Genomic DNA, 26,476 nt, shown 5'->3' on the forward strand with positions numbered 1-26,476 from the left:
CGTCTGCCACACGCTCTCGGGTTCACCGAGAAGGTCGCGTTCGACCTGCCATCGCAGCGCCGGGTCGGAGTCGAGCAGCCATTCGGTCACGTCGGCGATGTCGGACATGCGGCGACCCTAGCCCGAGGCGCCGACATCGCGCCTCAGCCCGGCCAATCCCCCGCGCGGAGCGCGTCGAGCAGCACCTCGTCGGCGTCGCGGTCGACGTCGAGCACGATCCGTCGTGGTGCTGCGCCCTCCGCCGTGCTGCCGGGGCGGCGCCTCGTCCTCCCCCGGTCGACCCCGTCGATCGCGACGTCGATGCCCGCCGGTTCGTCGGCGCGGATGACGCGCGCACCGGATGCCACGACCACCGCCGCGAGCGGATCGTGCAGCGCGCACTGCCGCTCCCCCGCGAACACGGAGTCCTCGTAGTAGTCGAGGTAGGTGTGTAGCATCCGCCCCAACACCGCCGGAATCGCGCCGGGGAACGCCGCGAGCTCCGCGTGCTGCCGCTCGGTGAGCACGTGGCGCATCGTGATGTCGAGCGGGACCACCGACACCGACCACGCGGCGTCGAAGACGACCGCGGCCGCGCGGGGGTCGTTGTGGATGTTGGCCTCGGCCACCTCGGACGTGTTGCCGCGTCGGTCGAACGCCCCGCCCATGACGGTGACCTACGACCTCGACCGTCGGCTCGGCGAGGAGGTACGCGAGCGCGAGCGCGTCGTCGATGCCCGTGTCGCAGTCCACGAAGATCGGGATCCGCTCCGCGCTCATGCGAGATACTCCGCGAGCGACTGCAGCAGCGGCTGGGATCGCTCGTCGGCGACGGCGGCGGCGCCCACCGCGCACGCGCGGCGCAGCGCGGTCGCCGGGTCCTCGCCCGCCATGAACCCGAGCGTGAGCGCGGCCGCGAACGCGTCGCCGGCGCCGACGGTGTTGCGCACGTCCGTCGGAACACCCGGTGCTCGCGCCGTCTCGACGCCCGCACGCAACAGCACCGCGCCGTCGGCGCCCAGCGTGAGCGCCACGAGACGAGCGGATGCGAGACGCGGCATCCGCTCGTACTCGCTCTCGTTGACGATGAAGAGGTCGACGCGGTCGAAGAGCTCGTCCGGCAGGTCGCGCGCGGGTGACGCGTTGAGCGCGACGAAGCCGTCGGTGAGCGACGCCGCGCGCTCGACGACGTCGACCGAGACCTCGAGCTGCGCGAGCAGGGCTCCGTGCGCGGGCAGTTCGATCGCGGACGGATCGATGCGCGCGTTCGCGCCGGGACACACGACGATCGAGTTCTCACCCGTGCGGTCGACGACGATGAGGGCCGTGCCGCTCGCGGCATCCGTGATCTGGATGTCGGTCACGTCGACGCCCGCCTCGGCGAGCGAGGCGATCATCGCGCGACCCTCCGCGTCGCCGCCGACCGCGCCGATCATGCGCACGGTCGCCCCGAGTCGCGCGGCGGCGATGGCTTGGTTGGCTCCCTTGCCGCCCGGCTCGCGGGTGAGCACGCCGTCGGCGACCGTCTCGCCCGGGCCGGGAGCCCGTTCGACGCGGGCCACGAGGTCGAGATTGATCGACCCCACGACCGTCAAGACCTGGGCTGATGTCATCCGCGTCCTTCCGCCGCTGCCGCACTAATGTCATCAGCATGGCCAGCACCCGCACCTCGCACAACGACTCCACGGATTCTCTCGACGATCGCAAGGCGGGTCTGTGGGGCGCGCTCGTGGGGCTCATCGTCGCCGCGTTCGTCGCGGTTCCGTTCTCGGCGGCGATCGCGTTCGCGACGCATCCGCGCACGCAGCAGCTCTTCGGCGGTCGCCTCGAAGCGGCCACCGCGGGCGGCTACTCCGCGTTCTGGTGGTTCGTGGCGATCCTGCTCGGCGCGCTGCCGTTCCTCGTCGGCTTCGGCGTGGCGAAACTCTCCGCACGAACGCTGCTGGTCATCGGCGGCATCATCGCCGTGCTGATCGTGGTCGTGGTGATCCTCGGCCAGATCTACGTGTTCTGACGCGGTCCGCTTCTACTCCCGGCCGGCGGTTGCCGCAGCGGGCTCGGGCACGCGCACGCGCTCGCCGTGCGCGTACACGTTCATCGACCGGCCGCGCACGAACCCGACGAGGGTGAGACCGGATGCCTCGGCCAGCTCGACCGCGAGCGACGACGGCGCCGAGACGGCGCTGAGGATCGGGATGCCGGCCATGACCGCCTTCTGCACGAGCTCGAAGCTCGCGCGGCCCGACACCTGCAGGATCGTGTTGCGCAACGGGAGACGGTCCTCGAGCACCGCCCATCCGACGACCTTGTCGACGGCGTTGTGCCGCCCGACGTCTTCGCGGAGCACCAGCAGCTCGCCCGTCTCCGCGTCGAACAGTCCCGCCGCGTGCAGGCCGCCCGTCTTGTCGAACACGGCCTGCTGCTCGCGCAGCTTGTCGGGGAGGGACAGCATCACGCGCGCGTCGACCGATGCCTCGTCGGACGCCACGTCATACGCGGACGTCGTCTCGACCGCCTCGATCGAGGCCTTGCCGCACAGCCCGCACGAGCTCGTCGTGTAGAAGTTGCGCGCGATGTCGGGGTCGGGCGGCGCGACGCCGGCCGCGAGCGCGACGTCGAGGATGTTGTACGTGTTGCCGTCGGTGCCGCCCGTGCCGGGTCCGCCGCAGTGGATCGCCGAGCGGAACTGCGCGCCGTGGTGGATCACGCCCTCCGACACGAGGAATCCCGCCGCAAGCTCGACGTCGTTGCCGGGCGTGCGCATAGTCACGGCGAGCGACTCGCCCGCGACGCGGATCTCGAGGGGCTCCTCGACCGCGAGCACGTCGGCGCGACGACGCTCGACGACGTCGTCCTCGCCGATCACGATCTTCGTGACCGGGCGGCGCTGAGTGATCCGGCCCATGCGTGTCAGCCTACGCCGCGGCACGCGGGCGAGGGCCGGGGCTGTCGCCCAGTGGATGGGTCTCCGCTGAGCGCAGGAGATGGCGCGGAGGAAGGACGGATGTCTCGGCCGGCGTCCTACGCCGGGATGCTTTCCTACGCCGGGAGCGGCGCCTCGTCTCGCTGCGCTCGCTCAACGACCGGGCGGGTCACCGGGTTTGCGGCGGGGCCTCAGCCGCCGATCGCGTTCATGCCGCGCGCGGGCTGCAGGAACGACGGGTCGTTGATCGCGTGGCCGGGGAGTTTTCCGCGGACGCAGGAGCGCAGCATCCGGTCGATCTCCTCGTCGAGCGGGGACGACGCTTCGACAAGCTCAGCGACCGGGGCGGAGCCGGCGACCGGGGCGGAGCCGGCGACCGGGGCGGTGCCAGCGACCGAGGGGGGCTCGGCGACCGGAGCGGAGGACGCGACCGAGGGGGGCTCGGCGACCGAGGAGGAGGCTGTGCGCAGGATCGGCAGGAGGTCGTACTCGGTCGTGGAGAAGAGGCAGTTGCGCAGCTGCCCGTCGGCGGTGAGCCGCAGGCGGTCGCAGTCGCCGCAGAACGGCGCCGTCACCGACGCGATGACGCCCACGGTGTGCGGGCCGCCGTCGAGCATCCAGCGTTCGGCGGGCGCGCCGCCGCGGCCCGGCACCGGGGTCAGCGACCAGCGGCGCGAGAGAGTGTCGAGGATCTCGTCGCGCGTGACCATGCGCGAGCGATCCCACGTGTGACCCGCGTCGAGGGGCATCTGCTCGATGAACCGCATCTGCGCGTCGTGGGCGATGGCGAACTCGACGAGGTCGACGAGCTCGTCGTCGTTGACGTCGCGCATCGCGACCGCGTTGAGCTTGAGAGGGCGAAGACCGGATGCCGCGGCCGCCGCGATCCCGTCGAGCACGTCGTCCAGTCGGTCGCGCCGCGTCAGCTCGCGGAACCGGTCGCGTCGAAGCGTGTCGAGGGAGATGTTGAGCCGACGGAGTCCCGCCTCCACGAGGCCCGGGAGGAACTCGGGCAACCGGATGCCGTTCGTCGTCATCGCGAGCTCGACCGGGGTGCCGTCGGGGCCGGTGATCCGCGCGAGGCGCCGCACCACCTCGACGATGTCCTGCCGCAGAAGCGGCTCGCCGCCGGTCAGCCGGAACGTCGTGATGCCGTCGGCGGCGGCGACGCGGGCGACGCGCTCGATCTCGTCGAGCGTCAGGATGCTCGTCTTCGCGAGCCACTCATTCCCCTGCTCGGGCATGCAGTACGTGCAGCGCAGCGAGCAGCGGTCGGTGAGCGAGATGCGCAGGTCGCGGTGCACGCGGCCGTGCGTGTCGACGAGGGGTGCGCCGGGCGCGGCATCCGCCTCTGTCTCGACGACCGGCGGACGCATGCCGATCAGCACCGGAACGGCCGTCATGCCGGTCCTCCGTGCGATCGGGTGCGAACCATGCGATTCAGGCTACCCTCGCGGCTCGCCCCCGGGGCCGGACGGCCCACGCATCGGGCCGGGGCGGCCGATCGGCGGGCGTGGAATATTCACGGTCGCACGCGTCGTGGCCGCTCGCGCCGCGGACTACGGTGGCGGTCAGGGACCTCGCGAGACCGGAGGGACGCATGGACCTGCTCGACCCGCTGCTGCTCGCCCGCTGGCAGTTCGGACTGACGACTCTCTACCACTTCCTCTTCGTGCCGCTCACGCTCGGCATGGCGCTGACGGTGGCGATCTTCCAGACCGCGTGGTTCCGCACCGGCAACCTGAAGTGGCTGCACCTGACGAGGTTCTTCGGGAAGCTCTTCCTCATCAACTTCGCGATGGGCGTGGTCACCGGGATCGTCCAGGAGTTCCAGTTCGGCATGAACTGGTCGTCGTACAGCCGGTTCGTCGGCGACGTGTTCGGCGCCCCGCTCGCGTTCGAGGGCCTCATGGCCTTCTTCTTCGAGGCGACGTTCATCGGCCTGTGGATCTTCGGGTGGGACAAGCTGCCCAAGGGCGTGCACCTCGCGACGATCTGGATCGCGACGGCCGGCGCGTGGTTCTCGGCGTACTTCATCCTCGCGGCGAACGCCTTCATGCAGAATCCGGTGGGCTATCGCATGGCGCAGGACGGCGGCCGCGCCGAGATGGACGACTTCCTCGCCGTGCTCACGAACCCCGTGGCCCTCGCGGCCCTGCCGCATACGCTCTTCGCCGCGTTCATGCTGACGTCGGGGGTCATCATCTCGGTCGCGTCGTGGCACCTGCTGCGCGGGCAGAACCTCGAGATGATGCGGCCGGCACTCAAGTACGGCCTGTGGGGCATGATCGTGACCTTCGCGGGCGTCGCGATCTCGGGCGACCAGCTGAGCCTCGTCATGGTTTCGACGCAGCCGATGAAGATGGCGGCCGCCGAGGCACTGTTCGATTCGGCGTGCGGGGCGGATGCCTCGTTCTCGCTCTTCTCGATCGGGACGCCGGACGGCACCGGCGAGATCTGGGCGCTGCGGGTGCCGTACCTGCTGGCGCTGCTTTCGACGCACTCGTTGGACGGATGCGTCGAGGGCATCAACGACCTCAACATGCAGTACACGACCGAGCTGTTCCCGCAGTTCGCCGACCAGGTCGACGGCAACTTCGCCCCGATCCTGTGGGTCACGTACTGGGCCTTCCGCTGGATGATCGGCCTCGGCGCGGTCGCCGCGCTCACCGCGGTCGTCGGCCTGTGGCTCACGCGCAAGAGCGCGAAGCGTCCCGTGCCCGCGTGGGCGTGGAAGCTCGCGATCTGGGCGTGGCCGGCGTCGCTGTTCGCGATCCTCATCGGGTGGGTGTTCACCGAGATGGGCCGCCAGCCGTGGATCGTGTTCAGCCTCATGCTGACGCAGGACGGCGTCTCGCCGAACGTGCCCGGGTGGAACGTGCTGCTGTCGCTCGTCGCCTTCACGCTGATCTACGCGATCCTCGCGGTCGTCGAGATCGGCCTCATCATCCGCACGTCGAAGCGGGGGCCGGATCCGCTCCCCGACCCCGACGCGCCGCCGCCCGCCGAGGGCGCGCTCGAAGACACGCCGACCACGGTGTACTGACGGAAGCCGGGAGATCGCCATGGACCTCGCCTACCTCTGGTTCTTCATCGTCGGATTCCTGTTCGTCGGATACTTCGTGCTCGACGGCTTCGACTTCGGCGTCGGCATGTCGCTGCCGTTCCTCGGCAAGGACGACATCGGCCGCCGCCAGATCATCAACACGATCGGCCCCGTGTGGGACCTCAACGAGACGTGGGTCATCGTGGCGGGTGCGTGCCTGTTCGCGGCGTTCCCCGAGTGGTACGCGACCTTGTTCAGCGGGTTCTACCTCGCGCTGCTGGTGATCCTGCTCGCGCTCATCGCGCGCGGCGTCTCGTTCGAGTACCGCCACCAGCGCGACAGCCTCCGCTGGAAGCGCGGCTTCGACACGATGATCGTCGTCGGCTCGGCCGTGCCCGCGCTGCTGTGGGGCGTCGCCGTCGCGAACATCGTGCAGGGCGTGCCGATCGACGTGAACCACGAGTTCACCGGGTCGCTCCTGACGCTGCTCAACCCGTACGGCCTGCTCGGCGGCCTCACGACACTGTTGCTGTTCTTCACCCACGGCGTCTACTTCGTCGCGCTCAAGACCGACGGGCAGGTGCGCGAGGACGCGCGTCGCCTCGCCGCACGCGCGGGGCTCGCGACGATCGTCGTGGCCGCGGTGTTCCTCGTGTGGACCGTGTTCAACGCGCTGTCGGCGGGCGCCCCGCTCGTGGGCCTCGTCATCGCGCTCGCCGCTGTCGCGGCGGTGTGCCTCATCGCCTCGTGGCTCGCGAACGCACGGGGCATCGAGGGATGGGCGTTCGGCTTCGGCGCGGCGACGATCGTCGCGGCGGTGCTGACGCTGTGGTTCGCCCTGTTCCCGAACGTCATGCCGTCGACGACCGATCCCGCGTACAGCCTCACGATCGAGAACGCGTCGAGCACCGACTACACGCTGACGATCATGTCGTGGGCGGCGCTCATCTTCCTGCCGCTCGTCCTCGCCTACCAGGCCTGGACGTACTGGGTGTTCCGCAAGCGCGTCTCGCGGAGCCGCATCGAGCGGGCCGCGGCCGCCGCGGCGCACTAGCGCGGTGAGGTCGAAGCCGGTCGATCCACGGCTGCTGCGGTACGCCGCGGCATCCCGCGTGTACTTCGCCGCGCAGGGGGTCATCGTCCTGGCGCAGACGGCGGTCGTGATCGGCTTCTCGTGGGTGCTCACGGCGGCGCTCACGGGCGCGATCGGGGGGCGCCCCATCGCCGAGCTGCTGCCCCTGCTGGGCTGGGGCGCTTTGCTCGTCGTGGTGCGAGCCGCGCTGGTGGCGGCATCCGAGTGGGTCTCGGCTCGCGCCGCGGCGCGCGCGTCTCAGCAGCTGCGCGCCGCCCTCATCGCCGCGATCACGCGACGGGGACCCGGGTGGCTCGGCGGCCGCAACGCCGCCGCGCTCGCCGTGACCGCGGGGCACGGCCTCGAAGCCCTCGACGCGTATTTCGGCCGATACCTGCCGCAGCTCGTCGCGACGGCGATCGCAACACCCGTGCTGATCGTCGCGATCTTCATCGCCGACCCCGTGTCGGCGCTCGTCGTCGTGCTGACGATGCCGCTCATCCCGATCTTCATGGTGCTCATCGGGCTCGCGACCCGCGCGGTGCAGCGGCGGCAGTACGCGACGCTCCAGCGGCTCGCGTCGCGCTTCGCCGACACGGTCGGGGGCCTCGGCACGCTCAAGATCTTCGGTCGCCAGTACCGCGCCGCCGCCGCGATCGAGAAGGTCACGCGCGACTACAAGCGCGAGACGATGACCGTGCTGCGGGTGTCGTTCGTGTCGGGGTTCGCGCTCGAGTTCCTCGCGAGCCTGTCGGTCGCGATCATCGCCGTCACGATCGGCCTCCGCCTGCTGGCGGGCGAGCTCACCCTCGACGTCGGCCTGTTCGTGCTGCTTCTGGCTCCCGAGGCGTACCTGCCGCTGCGGCAGGTCGGCGTGCAGTTCCATGCGGCGGCCGAGGGGGTGGCCGCGACGGAGGACCTGTTCGCGGTGCTGGACGAGGCGCGCGCCGTCCCGACCCTGAGCGTGGAGCGCAGCGACGAGATGAAGGGCCCCCGTGGGGTTCGCCTCATCGAGGCCCGCGCGCTCCGCGTCCGACGCGGCGACGCGCTGCTTGCGCCTGTCGACGTCACCGTGCGCGCCGGCGAGGTCGTCCTCCTCGAAGGGCCGAGCGGCGCCGGAAAGTCGAGCATCGTCGCGGCGCTCCTCGGGTTCGCCGAGTTCGCGGGCGAGCTGCTCGTCGAGGGCGAGCCGGATGCCTCGGCCCGGCGCACCCTCGCCTGGGCGGGACAGCGGCCGGGGCTCATGTCCGGCACCGTGCTCGAGAACGTGACGTTGGGCGACCCCTTCCCCGACCCCGCGCTCGCACGAGAGTGCCTCGCGGCGGCGCAGATCGCCGACCTCGATCCCGGAATCGAGCTCGGAGCGCTCGGGTCAGGGCTTTCCGGCGGTCAAGCCCAGCGCGTCGCCGTCGCTCGTGCGCTGTACCGGCTGAGGTCCGGCCGGGCACGCGTGCTGGCCCTCGACGAACCGTCGAGCGCGCTCGACGCGGCGACGGAGGCGGCCCTCTGGGCGAACCTGCGAGCCGAGGCGGATGCCGGCGCCGGCGTGCTGCTCGTGTCGCACCGCCGGTCGGCCCGCGCGATCGCGGATCGCGTCATCGAGGTGCCGCTCCCGAGTCGGGAGGTGGTCGCATGATCGCCCCCGAGGTCCGCGAGGTGCTGCGTTCCGCGCAGCCGCCCGCACCGCGCTTCTCGCTCGCCGTAGTGAGCGGGCTGGGCACAGCCGGAAGCGCGATCGCCCTGCTCGCCGCGAGCGCATGGCTCATCACGCGCGCCGCCGAGCAGCCTGCGCTCCTCTACCTGTCGGCTGCGATCGTCGCCGTGCGCGCGTTCGCACTGAGCCGCGGAGTCTTCCGCTACCTGGAGCGTCTCACCGGACACGACGCGGCACTCGCGCAACTCGCCGCGGTGCGGGCGGGGTTGGTCCGCCGGATCATCCCCCTCGCCCCCGACGGACTCGGCCGCGCGAAGCGCGGCGCGCTCCTGTCGAACCTCGTGGACGACGTCGACGAGCTCCAGCACCTGCCGCTCCGAGTCGTTCAACCGCTTGCCGTCGCGGGACTCGCGTCGATCGCGAGCGTGATCTTCACGGCGTTCCTCTCCCCCGCCGCCGCGGCCGTGCTTGCCACGGCGCTCGCCCTCGCGCTCGTGCTCGCGGTGTGGGTCGGCTGGATCGCCGGCGCGCGCGCCGAGCGCTCGCTCGCACCGCTGCGCTCGAAGCTCGCGGACGCTCTTCTCGATCAGCTCGTCGACCTCGACGTGCTCACCGCGTTCGATGCGACGGATGCTGCGGAGCACCGCGTCCGCGCCGCCGACGACGCCCTCCGCCGCGCCGTCGTGCGCCGCGCGCTCGCGCAGGGGCTCACGATGGCGGCGGTGTCGCTGCTCGCCGGCCTCGCGTCGCTCGGAACCCTCGCCGCCGCGGCTCCCTCGCTCGGCGACGGGCTGACCGGCCCCGGTCTCGCCGTGGTGGTGCTCCTGCCGATGGCGGTGTTCGAGGTGTTCGGTCCCGTGCCGCTCGCCCTCGCGTCGTGGCGGCAGGTGCGAGCGGCCGCCGAGCGCATCGCTGCGACGATCCCCGATGAGATCCCGCCCGAGGTGCCTCGCGACGACGAAAGCGAGACCGAGCCCGACGCGCGGGTCCGCGGGCTCGAACGCGGCCTCGAGTTGCGCGGCGTCTCGGCGCGGTGGCCCAGGCGCGCGGCATCCGGTTCTTCCGTCGACGACTCCGGCAGCCTCGAAGATGCGACCCTCTCGATCTCACCCGGCGAGCGCGTGCTCGTGACGGGGCCGAGCGGAGCCGGCAAGACGACGCTCGCGCACGTGCTCGTACGGTTCCTCGAGTACGGCGGGTCGTACCGCGTCGACGGCGTCGAGGCGCGCGACCTCGGCGGCGAAGCCGTGCGCCGCGTCGTCGGACTGTGCGAGCAGAGCCCGTACCTGTTCGACGAGTCGATCCGTCAGAACCTCCTGTTCGCCCACGACACCGCGACGGATGCCGATCTCTGGGCCGCACTCGAACGCGTCGGCCTCGGCGACTGGGCGCGCGAGCGCGGCGGACTCGACAGCCGCGTCGGCGAGCGCGGCGCCCTCGTGTCGGGCGGCCAGGCGCAGCGCATCGCGCTCGCCCGGGCGACGCTCGCCGGGTTCCCGGTGGTCGTGCTCGACGAGCCGACGGCGGGCGTCGATCCCGAGGCATCCGCCGCGCTCCTCACCGACCTGCTCGGGGCCGTCGGCGAAGACCGTGCGGTCGTGCTCATCTCGCACGTCGAGGTGCCGCCGGGGCTCGTCGATCGCGAGGTGCGCATCGAGGCCGGCCGGGTCGTCGGCTGAGCGCCGCTATCCTTCCGGGATGGCCGTCACCGTCCGCAACGCCGTCCGCTCGGATGCTCCGGCGATCGCCCGTGTCCGCGTCGAGACCTGGCGCGCGGCGTATGACGGCCTCATCGCGCCGGCGGTGCTCGACCATCTCGACGTCGACCGCGAAGGCGCGCGACGGGCGGAACTGTGGGACGAGTATCACTCCGACCCGCGCGGCACCGAGCTGATCGCGCACGTCGACGGCGAGCTCGCGGGATGGGCCGCGGTCGGCCCCTCGATCGACGACGATCTGCCCGACGACGGACAGATCTACGCGATCTACGCTCTGCCGCCGTTCTGGGGCACGGGCGTCGGCTATGCACTGCTGGAGGCATGCGAGGCGTTCCTCCGCGAAGCGGGCTTCACGGAGGCGCACCTCTGGTACCTCGACGGCAACGTCCGCGCCGCCGAGTTCTACCGCCGCAACGGGTGGCTCGAAGACGGGGTCACCAAGCACGACGACCGCCTCGTCGGCGGCGTCTCGACCGAGCCGCTCTTCGAACGTCGCTGCGTCAAGCGGCTCTAGGTCGCGGCTGAGGTCACGCGTTTCGTCTCGCTGCGCTCGCTCAACGGCGGGGCAGGGCTAGAGACGCATCCCGAACGCCTGCACGCCCTCGTGCGAGGGAAGCGGGCTGAAGCCGACACGCGGATAGAACGCGAGGGCACCCGTGTTCTCGTTCGCCGCCACGAGGTGCAGCCCCGTCACGCCGGCCTCGCGCAGCGCCGCGACGAGGGTCTCGATGAGGCGGCGACCCCACCCCTGCCCCTGCAGTTCGGGCAGCAGGTCGATGTGCAGGTGCGCGGGATACTCGTCGCCGTACGGCTCGGCACCCGGGCCGCGGCCGTACGCGTAGATCAGGATCCCGTCCTGGCGCGACCGCTCGGCATCCGGCTTCGGATACTGCGCCGCGAACCGCGGCCACCACTCGTCGCGGAACCACTCCTCGAACGCACGTGTGTCGGGCGCGCCGACGATGTACCCGGCGACGCGGCCGTCGTCCGTCTCGACGACGAAGGCGAACTCCGGATGCCGCGCGACATACGGCAGCACGAACAGGCGCGCCCACAGGTCGTCGTCCTCCAGCACGCCGGTCGCGTCGCCGCCGGCGTCGGCGGTGAGGAGGCAGATGCGTGCGAGGTCGGGTTCGTCTCCGGGGCGGAAAGGACGGATGCGGGGCACCCGCCTGAGTATAGGGGCGTGAAAGCGCCGGGTCGGATCGATCCCTGGCTCCCATGGAGTGGGAATCTGCGCCGATTCCACCGATTCGTCTCGCCACCCGTCCCGGCGGATAATCGATGTATGCCCCGTCGCGTCGACGACTACCGCGGGCTCGCCCACGCGAGCCGCATCCGGCTCCTCGATGCGATCCAGTCGCAGCCCGGCATCCTGCTGAGCGAGCTCGCCTCGCGGACGGGCCTGCACGAGAACACGGTGCGCGACCACGTGCGCGTGCTCGAGGATCGCGGCCTCATCGTGAGCCGTCCCGCCCCTCAGGGCACGCGCGGGCGTCCGCCGCTGAGCTTCCACCCGGTACGGGACCCGAACGCGAACCCTGTCGCACGGTCGCGCATCGAGCGCGCCACCGAGCACGGCGACCTGCTGCGGCGCATCATGCCGTGTGCACGCGACCTCCCCGCCGATGCGCTGCATCAGCTCGACGCGCTGTACGAGCATCTCGACGACGCGGGACTCGAGCCCGAGATCGACGAGCAGTCCCTCACGGTGCGGCTGCGGCCGTGCCCCTTCTATCCGCTGCTGAACGGCGACGACGAGAAGATCGTGTGCGCCGTGCACCAGCGCCTGGCCGACGAGATCCTCCACCAGGTGCGCGGACCGCTCGAGATGAGCGCGTATCGTCCGTTCGTCACACCCGACGAGTGCCGCATCGAGCTCGAGCTGCGCGACGAGCCGGCCGTCGCGGCCGTCTGAGGCGCAAGAACCGTACGGGAAGGTGCGGGCGGAGCATCCGTGATCTGTCGCGGGGATGACGGATGCCCCGCCCGCGGTCAGAGGAGGTCTGTGCCGCGCCGCACCTCACCGGTCTGCCCGAGCAGCAGTGGTGGATCGGGAGCAACGGGGACGTCGGGAGCCTCGGGCGACGGCTCGTCGGCGTCGATGTCGACACCGGCCGGACCCGGCGCATCCTCATCGGGCGCGACCACCGGAGCGGCGGATCCCGTCGAGCGGATCGAGCCGCGCAGCGAATCGACCGAGAAGGTCGCCGGATCCTCGAGTGGGAAGTGGCACGACGCGAAGTGCCCCGGCTCATGCTCGACGAGCCGCGGCTCGACCTCGGCGCACAGCTCCTGCGCCCGCGGGCAGCGGGTGCGGAAGCGGCATCCGCTCGGCGGGTTCAGCGGCGACGGCGGCTCGCCCGTGAGCGGCACGGGCCGCTTGGCGATGCCCGTCTCGGGGTCGAGGCCCGGGATCGAGTCGAGGAGGGCCTTGGTGTACGGATGCCGCGGCGCCCGGTAGATCTCCTCGGCGGGACCGATCTCGGCGAGCTGCCCGAGGTGCATGACGGCGACGCGGTCGCTGATCTGCTTGACGGTCGCCAGGTCGTGCGCGATGAACACGTACGACAGGCCGAGCTCGCTGCGCAGCTTCTCGAAGAGGTTGAGCACCTGCGCCTGGATGAGCACGTCGAGCGACGAGATCGCCTCGTCGCAGATGACCAGCGCGGGGTTGAGCGCGATCGCACGCGCGATCGCGACGCGCTGCGCCTGCCCGCCCGACAGCTCCATGGGCCGACGCCGCGCGTACGTGTCGGGGTTGAGGCCGACGAGGTCGAGCAGCTCGCGCACGCGCTCGCGCCGCTCGTGCCGCCCCATCGTCGTGTGGCCGAGAAGCGGCTCGGCGACGACGTCCTCGACCCGCCAGCGCGGGTTCAGCGACCCGAACGGGTCCTGGTAGACCATCTGGATGTCTTTGCGCGCACGCTTGAGGTCGCGCTTCGACAGCCCCATCAGGTCGCGCCCGAGGAACCGCACGACGCCGGACTTGGGCCGGTCGACCCCGATGATCGCGCGGGCGAGCGTCGACTTGCCCGAGCCCGTCTCCCCCACGATCCCGAGGGTCTCGCCGGGGAAGAGGTCGAACGACACGTCCGACACCGCGTGCACGACGCCCGCCTTGACACCGCCGGGTCCGCGCGTGACGAACTCCTGCACGAGGTTCTCCACCGACAGGATCGGCTCGGGCACCGCGGACGCGGGCTGCGGGCGGGTGGTCTCGATCGTCGTCACGACACGGCCTCCTCGTCGACGGGGACGGGCTCGTCCTCGGAGCCGGGAAGGTACGGATGCCAGCACGCGTACAGATGCCCGGGCTCGTGCTCGTCGAGCGGCGGCTTGTCGAGCCGGCAGTTCTCGGTCGCGCGGTTGCAGCGCGGCGCGAAGGGGCATCCGCTCGGGAGGGCGGCGAGGTCGGGCGGATGCCCGCCGATGACCGTCAGCTGCGAATGCGGGACGGTCGTGAGCTGCGGGATCGCGCCGAGGAGGGCCTTCGTGTACGGCATCCGCACGTTCCGGAACAGCGTGTTCGTCTCGGCGTGCTCGACCGCCTGACCCGCGTACATCACGAGCACCTCGTGCGCGTAGCTCGCGGCGAGCCCCAGATCGTGGCTGATCATGATGACCGACGTGCCGAGGCGGTCCTGCAGGTCGGCGAGCAGCTCCATGATCTGCGCCTGCGTCGTCACATCGAGCGCGGTCGTGGCCTCATCGGCGATGAGCACCTTGGGGTCGGCCGCGAGCGCGATCGCGATCATGACGCGTTGACGCATGCCGCCCGAGAGCTGGTGCGGATACTCGTGGTAGCGGCGCTCCGGCGCGGGGAGGCGCACGAGCTTGAGCAGTTCGACGGCGCGGTCGGCAGCGGCCTTCTTGTCGAGGTCGGAATGGGTGCGGATCGCCTCGGTGATCTGCAGCCCGATGCTCATGGTCGGGTTCAGCGACCGGGCCGGGTCCTGGAAGATCATCGAGATGTCGTTGCCCCGGATGCGCCGCATCGCACGATCGCTCATGCCGACGAGCTCCGTGTCGCCGAGCAGCGCGGAGCCGCGGACCGTCGCGCTGGGCGGCAGCAGGCCCATGAGCGCCCGCACGCTCACCGACTTGCCCGAGCCGGACTCGCCGATGATCGCGAGCGTGCGACCGGCGCGCAGCGTGTACGAAAGCCCGTTCACGGCGTGGATCCTGCGGCCGCCGCGCGAGAACGTCACATGCAGGTCGCGCACGGTCAGCACCGGCTGACGCTCGGGCTCGTAGCTCACGGCAGTGGTCTCCGGTCGTCGGGTCTCGGTCGCGAGGTCCGTCATCGGCCGCTCAATTCGTCGCGCACGTTCTCTCCGAGCAGGTTGAAGGCGAGCACCGTCAGCAGGAGGGCGAGACTCGGCCACAGCACGAGCAGCGGCGTCGCCGACATGTTCTGCTGAGCCTGGAAGATCATGTTCCCCCAGCTCGGTGCGGGCGGCGGCACGCCGAGTCCGAGGAAGCTCAGCGCACCCTCCGTCACGATCACGATGCCCATGCCGAGCATCGCGAAGTTGATCAGCTGCGGTGTGATGTTCGGTGCGATGTGCCGAAGCAGCACGCGCCACCACGGGCTTCCGCTGAGCTCCGCGGCCTGCAGGAACGGCATCTGCATGAGTCGCATCGTCGCGGCGCGCGAGATGCGTGCAACCGCCGGGATGCTGAACGCCGTCAGCGCCAGGATCGTGTTCCACATGCTGGGCCCGAGCATCTGGGCGATCACGATCGTGATGACCAGCGAAGGGAACGCGATGAGCACGTCGAGCGCGCGCATGATGACCGTGTCGGGCTTGCCCCCGAGGTATCCGGACACCGCACCGACCAGCCCGCCGAAGAAGATGCCGATCATGTTGACGCTCACCGCGATGATGAGCGACGAGCGGCCGCCGTACAGCAGTCGCGAGAAGACGTCGTTGCCGTCGACATCGGTGCCGAGCAGGTGCCCGGGCGAGCCGGGAGGAAGCCGGGACTCGAGGATGCTGCCGCCCGTCGGAGACGGGATCGGGAGCACGATCGGGCCGAGGAAGCACAGCGCGACGAGGAGGATGACGAACCCGGCGGGGATCCACACGACCAGTCGACGCCGCCACTTCGCCCAGCGCTCGCCGAACAGACCGGGCTGGACCGGCGTCAGGAGGGCTTTCGTGGTGGTCTCAGTTACGGCCATAGCGGATCCTCGGGTCGAGGACGGCGTACAGCACGTCCACGATCAGGTTCGCCGCGATCGCGACGGCGGCGAAGATGAACACGCAGATCTGCACGACGGCGATGTCGCGCGCTCCGAGCGCCTGGAGCATCTCCATGCCCAGGCCCCGGATCGAGAAGATCTGCTCGATGATGACGGTGCCGCCGATGAGGCCCCCGATGTTGAGGCCGACGATCGTCAGCAGGCCGAACGACGAGTTGCGGAAGGCGTGCTGCCACAGGATCCGCCACGACCCGACACCCTTCGCGCGAGCCGTGTCGACGTAGTCGGCGGAGTTGATCTGCTCGACGAGGTCGCCGCGCAGGAAGCGCGCGTAGAACGCCATCAGAGGGATCGACAGCGCGAGCACGGGCAGGATCACGGTCCGCAGGTTCGGCCACAGTCCCGCGCTGATCGGCACGTAGCCCAGCGACGGGAGCATGCCGCGGAACGCGACGGCGAAGATGAGCACGAGCAGGAGCGCGAGCACGTAATTGGGGATCGCGAGCAGCGCCATCGAGATCACCATGATGGTGCGGTCGAAGAATCCGCCCGGCTTGCGGGCCGCCAGCAGCGCCACCGGGAGCGCGACCGCGAGCGACACGACGAACGCGAGTGCCACGATCTCGATCGTCGGCGGCAGCGCGGTCGCGAGGATCTCGGTCACAGGCTTCTGCTGCACGCTCGAGACTCCGAGGTTGCCGGTGAGCACCCCGATGAGCCACGAGAGGTAGCGTTCGGGAGCGGGCCGGTCGAGGCCGAGCCGTCGCCGCACGGCCTCGACCTCTTCGGGGGTCGCATCCATGCCCGCCTGCACCTGGGCGGGATCGCCGGGGAGCAGTTCGAGCAGGATGAACACGAGGAGGCTGATCGCGAACAGCAGCGGTATCGCCACGAGGACGCGCCGCGTGATCAGTCTCACGAGCGGCGATCCCGCCACCCGGCCGAGGGCGCCGGAGCGCGCCTCGGGCCGGGCGGCGGTCGCCGCAGTGGCGTTGCTGGTCACCGCGCGGATTCCTCGATCCAGACGCGGTCGTACAGCACGCCCTGGTTCACGGCGAGCGCAGGGATGGGCTGGTCGAGTCCGGGCCCGTGCACGCCCTTCTTCATGACCTGTGCGGGCGAGAACGCCATGCCGAACGGCGCGTACGCCTCGTCGGAGATGTACTTGCTGATCTGCTCGTACGCCTCGAAGCGCTCGTCGTCATCGGTCGTCGCGATGGCGGCCGCCAGCAGGTCGTCGAGCTCGGTCGTCAGCCCCTGGGCGATCGCGTCGCCGGCGTTCGCCGCGCCCTCGGGCAGCGGCGTGCCGCTGAAGGGCGACGTCGAGCCGAAGCGCACCCCGACGCCGATTCCGACGGACGGGTCCCACGCGCCCGCGGTCTGCAGGAGCGCATCCCAGTCACCCGCGAGGAAGCGGTTGATGACGTCGCCGAGGGGCTCGGCGTCGATCTGCACGTCGATGCCCGCCTCCTCCCACTGCGTCTGGAGGGCGGTCGTCACCGAACGCGCGGTCACGATGTCGGTCGTTCCGAGACGGACGCTGAGGCCGCCGATCTCCTCGACGAGCGCCGCAGCCTTCTCGGGGTCGTACTCGCGGTAGCCGGGCACGGTGTCGTGCCAGAAGAGACCGCCGGATGCCGTGAACGACTGGCTCATCTCGCCCTCGTCGTTGAACAGGCCCTTGTTGATCGCCTCGAAGTCGGTCGCGTAGTAGATCGCCTCACGGGCCCGCTTGTCGTCGAACGGCGGCTTGCGGGTGTTCAGCTGCACCACGTACGGCGAGGTCGGTGCGCCGAGCACGACCTGGACGTCGGGGTTGTTGCGCGCCTCCTGGATGAGCGTCACCGAGGAGAGGCCCTCGACCACCTGGCCGTCGCCGGCGAGCAGCGACTGGTAGAGCACCTGGTCGCCCGACGCGCTCTGGAAGTTGAGCTCGTCCAGATACGGCAGGCCGTCCTTGAAGTAGTCGGGGTTCTTCTCGAGCTCGAGGCGCTGGCTCTGCGTGTTCGAGGTCACGATGAACGGGCCCGCGCCGACCGGCTTCTCGCTGAACGCCTGCGCGCCCATCTCCTTGTAGGCGGTCGGCGATGCGATGAGGTTGAGGTTCGCGCCGGGGAATCCGTTGATGAGTGAGCCGTTCACGGCGCTGAGGTGCATCTCGATCGTGAGGTCGTCGACGACGCGGATCGCGTTGAGCCGGCCCATCACGGCCTCCCGATCGACGTCCTCGGGCAGTGCCGCGAACAGGTCGTCGAGGAAGGCCTGGTCGAGCTGAGGCGGCTCGAGCGACGTGTTCAGGGCGATGTTCGGGGCGCCCGTGCTGCCCGAGCTGAGCTGGCGGATCCAGTTCCACAGCACCGCCTCGGCGTCGAAGGGCGTGCCGTCGCTGAACGTGATCCCGTCGCGCAGCTTCACCGTCAGGGTGAGTCCGTCCTCGGACCACTCGTAGCTCTCGGCCTGGTTCGGGACGATCTGGCCGCCCTCGCCGTTCTCCCCGGGCTCGAGCGTGAACAGGCCGCCGAAGATCGCCGCGTTCTGCGGGAGGTTCGCACCGGTCGTGTTGCTCGTCGCGGGGTCGAGGCCGGTCGCCCAGCCTCCCGCGAAGCCCGCGTCCAGCAGCACGGTCAGGCTGCCGCCGGGCTGGGGATCGCCGACTTCGACGCTGCCGGTATCGTCGGTCGGCTGGCCGCCGGCCGCGCACGCCGTGCCTGCCACGACGAGGCTCAGCGCGACGGCGAGGGTTCCGAACAGCCGCACTGCTGAGCGTCCGCCTCTCACGGATGATTTCATGTCTTGCTCCCTTGGGCTGAGGAGTGGTGCGATCGGGTGCCGCTGGATCGCGTGAAGAGCCCGGGCGGGCCCGTCTGTTTGGCAGTTTCGCTGAGACTCAGGGGCCGATCCACGGCACTTCCGCCCGACGAAAGGGCGCCCGGAATCCGCGGAATTTCAAGCCTCGACGGCCTCCCGACCGAGCCATCTGAGCGCGTTGCGCCAGCTGATGTCCTGCCACTGGTCGTCGGGCAGCTCCATGCTCTTGAGCGTCTTCGCCGCGGGGTCCTCGCGCAGCATCGCGGGGAAGTCCGAGCCGACGAGGAGGCGGTCCGCGCCGAGCAGGTCCACGAGGTAGCGGATCGTGCGACGGTCGAACACCATCGAGTCGTAGTAGAACCGGCGCGCGTACTCGAGCGGTGACGGCCCCTCGTCGGGCATGACCGCCCGTTCGAGGTTGCGCGGCTCCTCGTTCCACGAGCCGCCCCAGAAGTACTGGGCGCGCGGCAGCATCATCGCGAAGCCGCCCGCGGCGTGGCTGAACGAGATGCGCAGGTTCGGGCAGGCCTCCGCCGTGCCGCCCAGGATGAGCGACGCGGCCGAGTACATGCCCTCGAGGCCCACGACGTAGGTTCCCATCGCCGCCATCGGCAGCCGATCGGTCGGCGAGGGCATCGCGTGCACGAACACCGGGAGGTCTAGGCGCTCCGCCTCCTTGAAGAAGTCGAGGAAAGCGGCGTCGCCGATGGACTTGCCGAGGATGTTCGACGCGATCTCGACGCCCGCCAGGCCGAGCTCCTTGATCGCCGCGAGCTCGGCGGTCGCGGCATCCGGATCCTGCATCGGAACCATGCCGAGGGCGATGATCCGGTCCGGCGCCTGCCCGGCCAGCTCGGCGGCGAACTCGTTGACGTGGCGCGCGAGCGCGAGTCCGTCGGCCGCCGGCAGGTCGTAGCGCAGCAACGGCGGCATCGGGCTCACGACCTCGGCGTCGACGCCCGACGCGTCCATCGCCTCGACGCGGCGCTCCGCCTCGAAGAACACCTCCTTCGCGGGGAAGCGCATCTTGTCGAACACGAGCAGCCGGTCGGTGCTGCCGTCGATCGGCTCCATGCGCGGGAAGCACTCGGGCGCGTCGTGCGGGTAGTCCTTCGGGAGCAGGTGGGCGTGGGCGTCGATGATCAAGGGCGACGTCTCCTGTCGGGTCTGGGGCGGGTGACGGATGCCGCGGGCGCGCGGTCAGGCGAACGACGGATGCACCGACACGTGGATCGCCGACTTGTCGTCGGTGTCTCCCGCGAGGGTGTCGATCGCGAGCCCGACCTCGTCGAGACCGAACGTGTGCGTGTGCAGCTTCTCGAGCGGGAACCGGCCCGACTCGATGAGCGCGATCGCCTTCTCGTTCGCCGACGAGTCGACGCCGAAGGCGCCCCGCACGGTGAGCGCGCGGTTGATGATGAGGTCGGTCGGCACGGGGAGCTCCTTGCCGCCCTTGAGACCCGCGAGCACGACGGTGCCGCCGTGACGCGTCGCCTTGAGCGCGTCGAGCACGGGCTGGGTCGCCATCGGGGTCACCTCTAGCGAGACGTCGACGCCGCGGCCGTTCGTGAGGTCCATGACCGTTTCGACGACGTCCTGGGCGTTGTCGCCGTCGACCTCGATCGTGTGGTCGGCGCCGAGCTCTCGCGCGACCGAGAGCTTGTGCCTGTCGGACGCGAGCCCCGTCACGATGACGGTCGACGCGCCCGCGGCCTTCGCCGCGATGACGGCCGAGATGCCCCGCTGGCCGGCCCCGAGCACGAGCAGCGTGCTGCCGAGTCCGACTCCGCCGAGATCGACCGCCCACCGCACGCCCGCCCCGAGTGGGTTGTACATCGCGGCGATCTCGACCGGGATCGTCCTGTCGATCTTGTGGAGCACCGAGGTCGGCGAGATGTACAGGTACTCGGCGAACCCGCCCCACAGGCTCGGCGCGACCTCGATACCGGTGACGCCGTGCCCGTATTTGCGGAAGCGGCACGCCTGGTAGTTGCCGCTCAGACAGTCGCCGCACGCGCGGCACGGCACGATGACCTCGAGGGCGACGCGGTCGCCGACCTGCACGCCCCAGCGCTCGGCGGCCCGCTCTCCCAGCTCCTCGATGATGCCCATCGGCTCGTGCCCGGGGATGAACGGGTCGCGATTCGGGCCCATGTGGCCGCGGAAGATCTCGACGTCGCTGCCGCAGATGCCGTTGGCCTCAACCCGCAGCAGGCCGTCGTCGGGACCGATCCGGGGGCGGGGGAACTCGCGCATCTCGATCTTGCGGGGTCCGGTCTGGACCGCCGCTCGCACCATCTGGGTCATCGTCTTCCGTTTCGTATCGTCTGGTTGCTCGGGTCGTGGGTTGAGGGGGCGTCAGCCGGCCGCGGCGGCCGACGCAGACGTGGCGGATGCCGCATCCGCCGCCGTCCGAATCGGCACCGCTGTGCCCGACCAGTCCGCGAAGTAGCGCACGACCATCGAGATCCCGGCGTTGCGGGCGCCCGCGACGGCGATGATCATGCGCTTCGGGTCGGCGGGCAGCATCGTGCGCTGGAAGGCATCCGGGTCCTCGGCGGTGCCGGGGAAGCGCACGCCGAAGTCGTTCGCGAAGTCCTTGCCCGCCCGCGCGAGCTGGGCGGTCGTGCGCCCCGCGTTCTCGGAGAGGAAGGCCGCGACATCCGCTCGGCTGTAGCCGGCGTTCGCGAGCAGCTGCGCGTGCTCGGGGCAGAACACGACGCCCGCCATCGCGTGCTTGAAGATCCAGGCGCCCGAGCGTCCGATCGTGTCGGCGAAGTCGTACAGGAGCTGCTCGGGGTCGGGCGTATGCCGGTTGTCGACGTACTCGCACGTGCGCAGGAGAGTCGTCGTGACCGCATCGCCGGGCACGCCGAGCTCTTCGGCGAGGGGCGCCCACGGGCTCTCCTCCTCATTCTCGCCGAAGCAGATCTGCCAGCGGCCGGGGAGGCCCTGCGTCGCCTGCTCGAGTCCGTGCGGCTGGATGCCGTAGACGTTCCGCACGATGAGTCCGATCGCTCTCGAGATCGTCGCATTCGCGCGGAAGCCCGGACCGAACGCGCCGCCCACGCTGTTGAGGCCGATGACGTTGCGGACGGGGCCGTTCACGATGATGAGCGGCGCGGGTCCGCTCGTGGACTGCCAGCCGCCCCCGTTCGTGGCGCGCTCGCGCATGAGCGCCTCCCACGCGGCGAGCACGACGGGGAAGTATTCCGGCCTGCAGCCCGCCATGACGGCGTTGATCGCGGCGAGCTCCACCGTCACGCTGCGGTCGACCTGCGGCGAGTGGCCGATGACCTCGTCGGCCGGCCGCCCGGCGGCGGCGAGGAACTCATCGACGCGCGGCTGCGTCGCCGGGACGACGGGGAGGCCGTCGCTCCAGCCCTGGTCGTAGCAGTGTTCGATGGCCGCCTGCGCCGCATCCGGATCGAGTGTCTCCGTCGGCTGGGTCATCGCGCACCTCCCGCCGTCAGCGTCTCGACGATCTGCGGGAGCAACCGCCGCGCGCGCTCGCGCACCTGCTCCTCATCGAGGACGGCGACCGGATGCTCCGTGGTAATCCACTCGTAACCGGGCGCCCCCTGCACCTGCGCCATCATGTGGCCGGTCGTCGTGAACGCGTCGGTGAGCACGACCGCGGCGGGCACGCCCGCCTTCTCGAAGTTGATGCCGTCCGCGACCGCTGCCGCGCTGCACGAGCCGCAGTCCCCGACGCCGGTCACCACGACGTCCGCGCTCTTGCGGTAGCGCGCGACGATCTCATCGTCGACGGGCACCGAGAAGCTGCGCTTCGTCTCGACGATGCTCACCTCGGCGGCGCCGTGCTCGTCGACGAGCAGGCGTCCGACCTCCTGCAGGAACAGCATCGCGTTGTGCTTCGTGTTGTCGAGCAGTCCGACGCGAGCTCCCGTGAGCGCTCCGCGCCGCGGAGCTCGTACGGTGGCGGGCTCACTCGCTTCGACGGCCGTGCGGCCGGTCGGGTCCAGGATGGCGTTCGGCACCCTGCTCCTCCTTCTCTCGAGCCGGTCAGGACTCGTGGACGATGACTCCCCGGATGTTCTTGCCTTCGTTGAGGTCACGGTAGGCGTCGTTGACCTCGTCGAGACTGTAGGTGCGCGTGATGAGCTCGTCGAGCTTGAGGTCGCCCGAGCGGTAGAGCCCGAGCAGGCGCGGGATGTCGTACAGCGGGTTGCAGTCGCCGAACAGGGCGCCGCGGATCTGCCGCTGGTAGCCGATGAGCATGCCGGCGTGCACGTGGACTGCCTTCTCGGTGAGGTGGCCGACGGCGGTGATCGTCACCTTGCCGCCCTTGCCGGTCATCATGACGGCCGCGTTGACCATCTGCTCCGTCACGGCGTCGGGGGTCATGATGACGTGGTCGGCGAGCTGCCCCCACGTGGTGGCGGCCACGAACTCGTGCGCCTCGGGCGCCGACGCGAACGCGTGCGTCGCGCCGAACGTCGAGACCGCCGTCTCGCGCTTGAAGTCGACCGGATCGACGACGACGACGTTCTTCGCGCCGGCGTAGCGCGCGCCCTGCACCGCGTTGCTGCCGACCCCGCCCGCCCCGAACACCACGACGGTGTCGCCGGCGCGAACGCCGGCCGCGTAGACCGCGGATCCCCAGCCGGTGGGCACGCCGCATCCGACGAGCGACGCGATCTCGAACGGGATGTCGTCGGGCAGCGGCACGACGGCCCACTCCGATACGACGGCGTACTCGGAGAACGTGCCGAGCGAGCAGAACCCGCCGTAGTCCTCACCGTCCTTGTGGAAGCGGAACGTGCCGTCCAGGAACATGCCGCTTCCGGCATGCAGCCCCTTGACGCACATGTTCTGGTGGCCGGTCGAACACGGGCGGCACGCGCCGCACGCGGGGATGTACGAGCACACGACGCGGTCGCCGGGCTTCACGCGCGTGACGTTCGGCCCGACCGACTCGACGACGCCTGCGCCTTCGTGTCCACCGACCATCGGGAAACGCACCAGAGCGTCACCGGCCGTGATGTGGTCGTCGGAGTGGCACAGACCGGATGCCGCGAACTTGATGCGGACCTCGTGCTCCTTGGGGTCGTCGAGCTCGAGGTCGGTGAGCTCCCAGCCGATGTGCGGACCGCGCGCGACCGCCGCGTGGGTGGTGATGGTTGCCATGTGTTTCTCAGTCGCCCTTTCAGCGCCGCGGGAGGGGAGCACTCTGGAGGGACACGGTCTTGACCTGGGTCCACTCCAGGACCGAGTCCGCGCCCATGGTCCGGCCGAAGCCGCTGTTCTTGTAGCCGCCGAACGGTCCGCCGATGACGGTGCCCGCGCCCAGCGGCGTGTTGACGCCGACCTGGCCCGCCTGCAGCGCACGGGTCATGCGCACGGCCGTGCCGACGTCGCGCGTCCACACCGACGCCACGAGCCCGTAGTCGACGCCGTTCGCGATCTCGATCGCCTCGGCTTCATCGTCGAACGTGAGCACCGACAGGACCGGCCCGAAGATCTCCTCCTGCGCGATGCGCATGTCGGGCGAGACCTTGTCGAAGAGCGTCGGCTCGACGAAGAAGCCCGACTCGAACTCGGATCCCTTCGGCACACCGCCGCCCGTGACGAGCTCGGCGCCCTGCTGCTTGCCGAGATCGATGTAGCCGAGCACGCGCTGGTGCTGCTTCTCGTTGATGAGCGGGCCCATCGCGACCGGCTGGTGCCACGGGCCGACGGTGACCTTCTGCATGTGGTTCGCGAGGCGCTCGACGACCTCGTCGTGGATGCTGCGGTGCACGATGACACGCGAGCCGGCGGCGCAGATCTGCCCGGTGTTGAGCGTGATGCCCATCGCCATCGAGGGCGCGGCCGCGTCGAGGTCGGCGTCGGGGAAGACGACCTGCGGCGACTTGCCGCCGAGCTCCAGGTGCAGCGGCGTGAGGTTGCGCGCGCAGGCTTCCATGATGAGCCGCCCCGTCTGCGGCGAGCCGGTGAACCCCATGCGGCGGATGCGGGGATCCGCGGGGATCGCGGCCCCTGCTTCGTGGCCGTACCCGGTCACGACGTTGATGACCCCGGCGGGGATGCCCGCCTCGAGCGCGAGCTTCGCGAGTGCGAGGGGCGTGAGCGGCGCGTCCTCGGCGGGCTTTATCACCATCGTGTTGCCCGCCGCGATCGCGGCGCCGACCTCGGTCGCGAACATCGGGCCCGGCGCGTTCCACGGGATGACTCCCCCGACGACGCCGTACGGCTCGCGCAGTGTGAAGCCGAGCGACTCGGGCGAGCGCGTCGGCAGCGAGACGCCCTGCACCTTGTCGGCCTGCCCCGCGATGAAGCGCAGCTGGCTCGCCATCGGAGGCGGTCCCCAGCTCGGACGACCGACCTCCTGCGACTCGAGGCTGTCGAGGTCGGCGGCGCGCTCCTCGACGAGGTCGGCCCAGCGGAAGATGAGGCGCGCTCGGCTCGACGCGTCGAGGTCGCGCCACGCCGGGAAGGCCTTCTCCGCCGCGCGGATCGCGAGGTCGACGTCGGCCTCGTCGCTGCGCGGCACGCGCGCGATGACCTCGCGGTTGGCGGGGTTGATGACGTCGATGGTGCGGCCGGTGGCGGATGCCACCCACTCGCCCCCGATGAGCTGAACGCCGTCGACGATGAGGTCGCTGGTCGATCCCGTCGCGGACTCGGTCGTGATGGTCATGTCGTGTCCCTCTGGTGTTGTCAGTGTTCGAGCGTGATGACGCCGCGGATGTTCTTGCCGTCGAGCATGTCCTGATAGCCCTGGTTGACGTCCTCGAGTCGGTAGCGCCGCGTGATGAGCTCCTCGACCTTGAGCTTCCCGCTCTTGTAGAGGCTCACCAGTCGCGGGATGTCGACGAGCGGGCTGCATCCGCCGTAGATGCCGCCCTGGATGCGGCGCTGGAAGCCGATGAGCAACCCGGGGTTCTCGTCGATCCAGCCGTTGCCGACGGCGGTGATCGTGACCTGACCGGTCTTGCCGACGACGTTGATCGCGTCGTGGATGACCTTGTCGTGGAGGATGCCGACGGTGATGATCGCGTGGTCGGCGAGCTCGCCCCACGTCGAGCTCACGACGAACTCGTGCGCCTCCTCCGCCGTCGCGAACGTGTGCGTCGCGCCGAACTCCTTCGCCTTCTCGCGCTTGAACTCGACCGGGTCGACGACGACCACGCGCTCCGCGCCCGCCATCGCCGCGCCCTGCACGGCGTTGCTGCCGACCCCGCCCGACCCGTAGATCACGACCGTGTCGCCGGCCTTCACACCGGCGAGGTGCACCGCCGATCCCCAGCCCGTGGGAACGCCGCATCCGATCACCGCCCCGACCTCGAACGGCAGGTCGTCAGGCACCGGCACCACCGAGTACTCCGACACGACGGCGTACTGCGAGAACGTGCCGAGCACGCACAGGCCGCCGAAGTCGACGCCGTCCTGGTGGAAGCGGAACGTGCCGTCGGGGAACTCGCCCGTGGCCGCATTCTTGCCCGCATCGCACAGGTTCTGCCGCCCCGTGGAGCAGTAGCGGCACTTGCCGCACGCGGGGATGAAGGAGAACACCACGCGGTCGCCGACCTTGACGCGCGTCACCCCCTCGCCGACCGCGTCGACGATGCCGCAGCCCTCGTGGCCGCCGACCACCGGCATCCGCATCGGGGCGTCGCCCTTCTGGATGTGGTCGTCGGAGTGGCACATGCCCGCAGCGTAGATCTTGACCCGCACCTCGTTGGCGCGCGGGTCATCGAGCTCGAGCTCGGTGATCTCCCAGGGCTGTCCGGGCTCGCGACAGACGGCGGCGCGTGTGATCAGGCTCATGTGGCCCCTTCCAGACTTCGATGTCGACTCAGGGCCGCCGCTCGGGGCGGATCGGCATTACCACCGTGGGCCGATCCGCGCGATCCGGCCAGGTCGCTTCCGGGGCGCGGAAGACAATTCGGCGCGGGGCACGGCGTGTCATCCGGTGGGCGGGAGAGGGGGTGCACAGGGCTTCTGCGACACGGAAACGCGGGTTCGCCGGCTCGGGTCCGACAGGTTGACTGGCGTCCAGCCTGGACGGCCAGGCCCGGCACCCACACACCCCGCACGGAG

24 protein-coding genes are annotated in these 26,476 nt (G+C 70.6%); 7 read left to right on the plus strand and 17 right to left on the minus strand.

Annotation, left to right across the window (positions count from 1 at the left end):
- Nucleotides 1–143 precede the first annotated feature (143 nt).
- Both VFF97_RS02585 and VFF97_RS02590 read right to left on the minus strand, forming a co-directional pair.
- On the minus strand, nucleotides 144–647 hold the full coding sequence (locus VFF97_RS02585; RefSeq protein ID WP_325031930.1) for a nucleoside hydrolase: 504 nt from the start codon (nucleotides 645–647) through the stop codon (nucleotides 144–146).
- A gap of 108 nt (nucleotides 648–755) precedes the next feature.
- The gene (locus VFF97_RS02590) at nucleotides 756–1,592 is read right to left on the minus strand and encodes a ribokinase (RefSeq protein WP_325031931.1); all 837 of its coding nucleotides are present in this window, start codon (nucleotides 1,590–1,592) and stop codon (nucleotides 756–758) included.
- Between the two features lie 38 nt (nucleotides 1,593–1,630).
- On the opposite strand from VFF97_RS02590, the gene VFF97_RS02595 reads away from it, so the two are divergent.
- Nucleotides 1,631–1,993, plus strand: coding sequence for a hypothetical protein (locus tag VFF97_RS02595; RefSeq protein WP_325031932.1), 363 nt, complete (start codon nucleotides 1,631–1,633; stop codon nucleotides 1,991–1,993).
- Nucleotides 1,994–2,005: 12 nt separating this feature from the next.
- Here the strand turns inward: VFF97_RS02595 and fdhD are convergent, their stop codons facing one another.
- Nucleotides 2,006–2,884, minus strand: coding sequence for a formate dehydrogenase accessory sulfurtransferase FdhD (gene fdhD, locus VFF97_RS02600; protein ID WP_325031933.1), 879 nt, complete (start codon nucleotides 2,882–2,884; stop codon nucleotides 2,006–2,008).
- A 209-nt stretch (nucleotides 2,885–3,093) separates the two neighbouring features.
- A complete protein-coding gene (gene moaA, locus VFF97_RS02605) occupies nucleotides 3,094–4,305 on the minus strand; it encodes a GTP 3',8-cyclase MoaA (RefSeq protein ID WP_325031934.1) in 1,212 nt (403 codons plus the stop codon).
- A 197-nt stretch (nucleotides 4,306–4,502) separates the two neighbouring features.
- On the opposite strand from moaA, the gene VFF97_RS02610 reads away from it, so the two are divergent.
- The 5 genes from VFF97_RS02610 to VFF97_RS02630 are packed head-to-tail and all read left to right on the plus strand — an operon-like array spanning nucleotide 4,503 to nucleotide 10,906.
- The gene (locus VFF97_RS02610) at nucleotides 4,503–5,948 is read left to right on the plus strand and encodes a cytochrome ubiquinol oxidase subunit I (protein WP_325031935.1); all 1,446 of its coding nucleotides are present in this window, start codon (nucleotides 4,503–4,505) and stop codon (nucleotides 5,946–5,948) included.
- A gap of 19 nt (nucleotides 5,949–5,967) precedes the next feature.
- A complete protein-coding gene (gene cydB / locus VFF97_RS02615) occupies nucleotides 5,968–7,002 on the plus strand; it encodes a cytochrome d ubiquinol oxidase subunit II (protein ID WP_325031936.1) in 1,035 nt (344 codons plus the stop codon).
- Between the two features lie 4 nt (nucleotides 7,003–7,006).
- Complete coding sequence (cydD, locus tag VFF97_RS02620) at nucleotides 7,007–8,656, plus strand: thiol reductant ABC exporter subunit CydD (RefSeq protein WP_325031937.1); 1,650 nt, start codon at nucleotides 7,007–7,009, stop codon at nucleotides 8,654–8,656.
- Entirely contained in the window at nucleotides 8,653–10,353 is a 1,701-nt protein-coding gene (gene cydC, locus VFF97_RS02625) for a thiol reductant ABC exporter subunit CydC (RefSeq protein WP_325031938.1), read from the plus strand. Before cydD ends, cydC begins: the two co-directional genes overlap by 4 nt.
- A 19-nt stretch (nucleotides 10,354–10,372) precedes the next feature.
- A complete protein-coding gene (locus tag VFF97_RS02630) occupies nucleotides 10,373–10,906 on the plus strand; it encodes a GNAT family N-acetyltransferase (RefSeq protein WP_325031939.1) in 534 nt (177 codons plus the stop codon).
- 57 nt (nucleotides 10,907–10,963) lie between these two features.
- Here the strand turns inward: VFF97_RS02630 and VFF97_RS02635 are convergent, their stop codons facing one another.
- Nucleotides 10,964–11,560: a GNAT family N-acetyltransferase gene (locus VFF97_RS02635; protein WP_325031940.1), complete on the minus strand. Its 597-nt coding sequence runs from the start codon at nucleotides 11,558–11,560 to the stop codon at nucleotides 10,964–10,966.
- A 120-nt stretch (nucleotides 11,561–11,680) separates the two neighbouring features.
- Here VFF97_RS02635 and VFF97_RS02640 point away from each other — a divergent pair, with 120 nt between their 5' ends.
- Nucleotides 11,681–12,310 carry a helix-turn-helix domain-containing protein gene (locus VFF97_RS02640; protein WP_325031941.1) on the plus strand — a complete coding sequence of 210 codons (630 nt, stop codon included), beginning with the start codon at nucleotides 11,681–11,683 and terminating at the stop codon, nucleotides 12,308–12,310.
- 77 nt (nucleotides 12,311–12,387) lie between these two features.
- Here the strand turns inward: VFF97_RS02640 and VFF97_RS02645 are convergent, their stop codons facing one another.
- The 12 genes from VFF97_RS02645 to VFF97_RS02700 form a co-directional block, all read right to left on the minus strand.
- On the minus strand, nucleotides 12,388–13,626 hold the full coding sequence (locus VFF97_RS02645) for an ABC transporter ATP-binding protein (protein WP_325031942.1): 1,239 nt from the start codon (nucleotides 13,624–13,626) through the stop codon (nucleotides 12,388–12,390).
- Entirely contained in the window at nucleotides 13,623–14,699 is a 1,077-nt protein-coding gene (locus VFF97_RS02650) for an ABC transporter ATP-binding protein (protein WP_325031943.1), read from the minus strand. Before VFF97_RS02650 ends, VFF97_RS02645 begins: the two co-directional genes overlap by 4 nt.
- Complete coding sequence (locus tag VFF97_RS02655) at nucleotides 14,696–15,580, minus strand: ABC transporter permease (protein ID WP_325031944.1); 885 nt, start codon at nucleotides 15,578–15,580, stop codon at nucleotides 14,696–14,698. The genes VFF97_RS02650 and VFF97_RS02655 overlap by 4 nt, the downstream gene beginning before the upstream one ends.
- Complete coding sequence (locus VFF97_RS02660; protein WP_325031945.1) at nucleotides 15,567–16,604, minus strand: ABC transporter permease; 1,038 nt, start codon at nucleotides 16,602–16,604, stop codon at nucleotides 15,567–15,569. Before VFF97_RS02660 ends, VFF97_RS02655 begins: the two co-directional genes overlap by 14 nt.
- Nucleotides 16,601–18,391 (minus strand): ABC transporter substrate-binding protein, encoded by a 1,791-nt coding sequence (locus VFF97_RS02665; RefSeq protein ID WP_325031946.1) that lies wholly within the window; start codon nucleotides 18,389–18,391, stop codon nucleotides 16,601–16,603. Before VFF97_RS02665 ends, VFF97_RS02660 begins: the two co-directional genes overlap by 4 nt.
- Before the next feature lie 156 nt (nucleotides 18,392–18,547).
- Nucleotides 18,548–19,555: an amidohydrolase family protein gene (locus VFF97_RS02670; protein WP_325031947.1), complete on the minus strand. Its 1,008-nt coding sequence runs from the start codon at nucleotides 19,553–19,555 to the stop codon at nucleotides 18,548–18,550.
- A 54-nt stretch (nucleotides 19,556–19,609) separates the two neighbouring features.
- Complete coding sequence (locus tag VFF97_RS02675; protein WP_325031948.1) at nucleotides 19,610–20,716, minus strand: zinc-dependent alcohol dehydrogenase; 1,107 nt, start codon at nucleotides 20,714–20,716, stop codon at nucleotides 19,610–19,612.
- A gap of 51 nt (nucleotides 20,717–20,767) precedes the next feature.
- Nucleotides 20,768–21,862 (minus strand): hypothetical protein, encoded by a 1,095-nt coding sequence (locus tag VFF97_RS02680; protein WP_325031949.1) that lies wholly within the window; start codon nucleotides 21,860–21,862, stop codon nucleotides 20,768–20,770.
- Nucleotides 21,859–22,410 (minus strand): UGSC family (seleno)protein, encoded by a 552-nt coding sequence (locus tag VFF97_RS02685; protein ID WP_325031950.1) that lies wholly within the window; start codon nucleotides 22,408–22,410, stop codon nucleotides 21,859–21,861. Before VFF97_RS02685 ends, VFF97_RS02680 begins: the two co-directional genes overlap by 4 nt.
- Nucleotides 22,411–22,435: 25 nt before the next feature.
- Nucleotides 22,436–23,560 carry an NDMA-dependent alcohol dehydrogenase gene (locus VFF97_RS02690; RefSeq protein WP_325031951.1) on the minus strand — a complete coding sequence of 375 codons (1,125 nt, stop codon included), beginning with the start codon at nucleotides 23,558–23,560 and terminating at the stop codon, nucleotides 22,436–22,438.
- Between the two features lie 19 nt (nucleotides 23,561–23,579).
- Complete coding sequence (locus tag VFF97_RS02695; RefSeq protein ID WP_325031952.1) at nucleotides 23,580–25,073, minus strand: aldehyde dehydrogenase family protein; 1,494 nt, start codon at nucleotides 25,071–25,073, stop codon at nucleotides 23,580–23,582.
- Nucleotides 25,074–25,093: 20 nt separating this feature from the next.
- Nucleotides 25,094–26,203, minus strand: a complete 1,110-nt coding sequence (locus VFF97_RS02700) for an NDMA-dependent alcohol dehydrogenase (protein WP_325031953.1) — start codon at nucleotides 26,201–26,203, stop codon at nucleotides 25,094–25,096.
- Nucleotides 26,204–26,476: the final 273 nt, after the last annotated feature.

Origin of the sequence: Microbacterium sp., from assembly GCF_035687345.1 — a bacterium.
In the GTDB taxonomy this organism is placed as follows: domain Bacteria; phylum Actinomycetota; class Actinomycetes; order Actinomycetales; family Microbacteriaceae; genus Microbacterium.

Coding starts and splice junctions, on each gene's coding strand:
- VFF97_RS02585 (WP_325031930.1), bottom strand. CDS start 647: ATGGGCGGGGCGTTCGACCGACGCGGCAACACGTCCGAGGTGGCCGAG.
- VFF97_RS02590 (WP_325031931.1), bottom strand. CDS start 1,592: ATGACATCAGCCCAGGTCTTGACGGTCGTGGGGTCGATCAATCTCGAC.
- VFF97_RS02595 (WP_325031932.1), top strand. CDS start 1,631: ATGGCCAGCACCCGCACCTCGCACAACGACTCCACGGATTCTCTCGAC.
- fdhD (WP_325031933.1), bottom strand. CDS start 2,884: ATGGGCCGGATCACTCAGCGCCGCCCGGTCACGAAGATCGTGATCGGC.
- moaA (WP_325031934.1), bottom strand. CDS start 4,305: ATGACGGCCGTTCCGGTGCTGATCGGCATGCGTCCGCCGGTCGTCGAG.
- VFF97_RS02610 (WP_325031935.1), top strand. CDS start 4,503: ATGGACCTGCTCGACCCGCTGCTGCTCGCCCGCTGGCAGTTCGGACTG.
- cydB (WP_325031936.1), top strand. CDS start 5,968: ATGGACCTCGCCTACCTCTGGTTCTTCATCGTCGGATTCCTGTTCGTC.
- cydC (WP_325031938.1), top strand. CDS start 8,653: ATGATCGCCCCCGAGGTCCGCGAGGTGCTGCGTTCCGCGCAGCCGCCC.
- VFF97_RS02630 (WP_325031939.1), top strand. CDS start 10,373: ATGGCCGTCACCGTCCGCAACGCCGTCCGCTCGGATGCTCCGGCGATC.
- VFF97_RS02640 (WP_325031941.1), top strand. CDS start 11,681: ATGCCCCGTCGCGTCGACGACTACCGCGGGCTCGCCCACGCGAGCCGC.
- VFF97_RS02650 (WP_325031943.1), bottom strand. CDS start 14,699: ATGACGGACCTCGCGACCGAGACCCGACGACCGGAGACCACTGCCGTG.
- VFF97_RS02655 (WP_325031944.1), bottom strand. CDS start 15,580: ATGGCCGTAACTGAGACCACCACGAAAGCCCTCCTGACGCCGGTCCAG.
- VFF97_RS02665 (WP_325031946.1), bottom strand. CDS start 18,391: ATGAAATCATCCGTGAGAGGCGGACGCTCAGCAGTGCGGCTGTTCGGA.
- VFF97_RS02675 (WP_325031948.1), bottom strand. CDS start 20,716: ATGACCCAGATGGTGCGAGCGGCGGTCCAGACCGGACCCCGCAAGATC.
- VFF97_RS02680 (WP_325031949.1), bottom strand. CDS start 21,862: ATGACCCAGCCGACGGAGACACTCGATCCGGATGCGGCGCAGGCGGCC.
- VFF97_RS02690 (WP_325031951.1), bottom strand. CDS start 23,560: ATGGCAACCATCACCACCCACGCGGCGGTCGCGCGCGGTCCGCACATC.
- VFF97_RS02695 (WP_325031952.1), bottom strand. CDS start 25,073: ATGACCATCACGACCGAGTCCGCGACGGGATCGACCAGCGACCTCATC.
- VFF97_RS02700 (WP_325031953.1), bottom strand. CDS start 26,203: ATGAGCCTGATCACACGCGCCGCCGTCTGTCGCGAGCCCGGACAGCCC.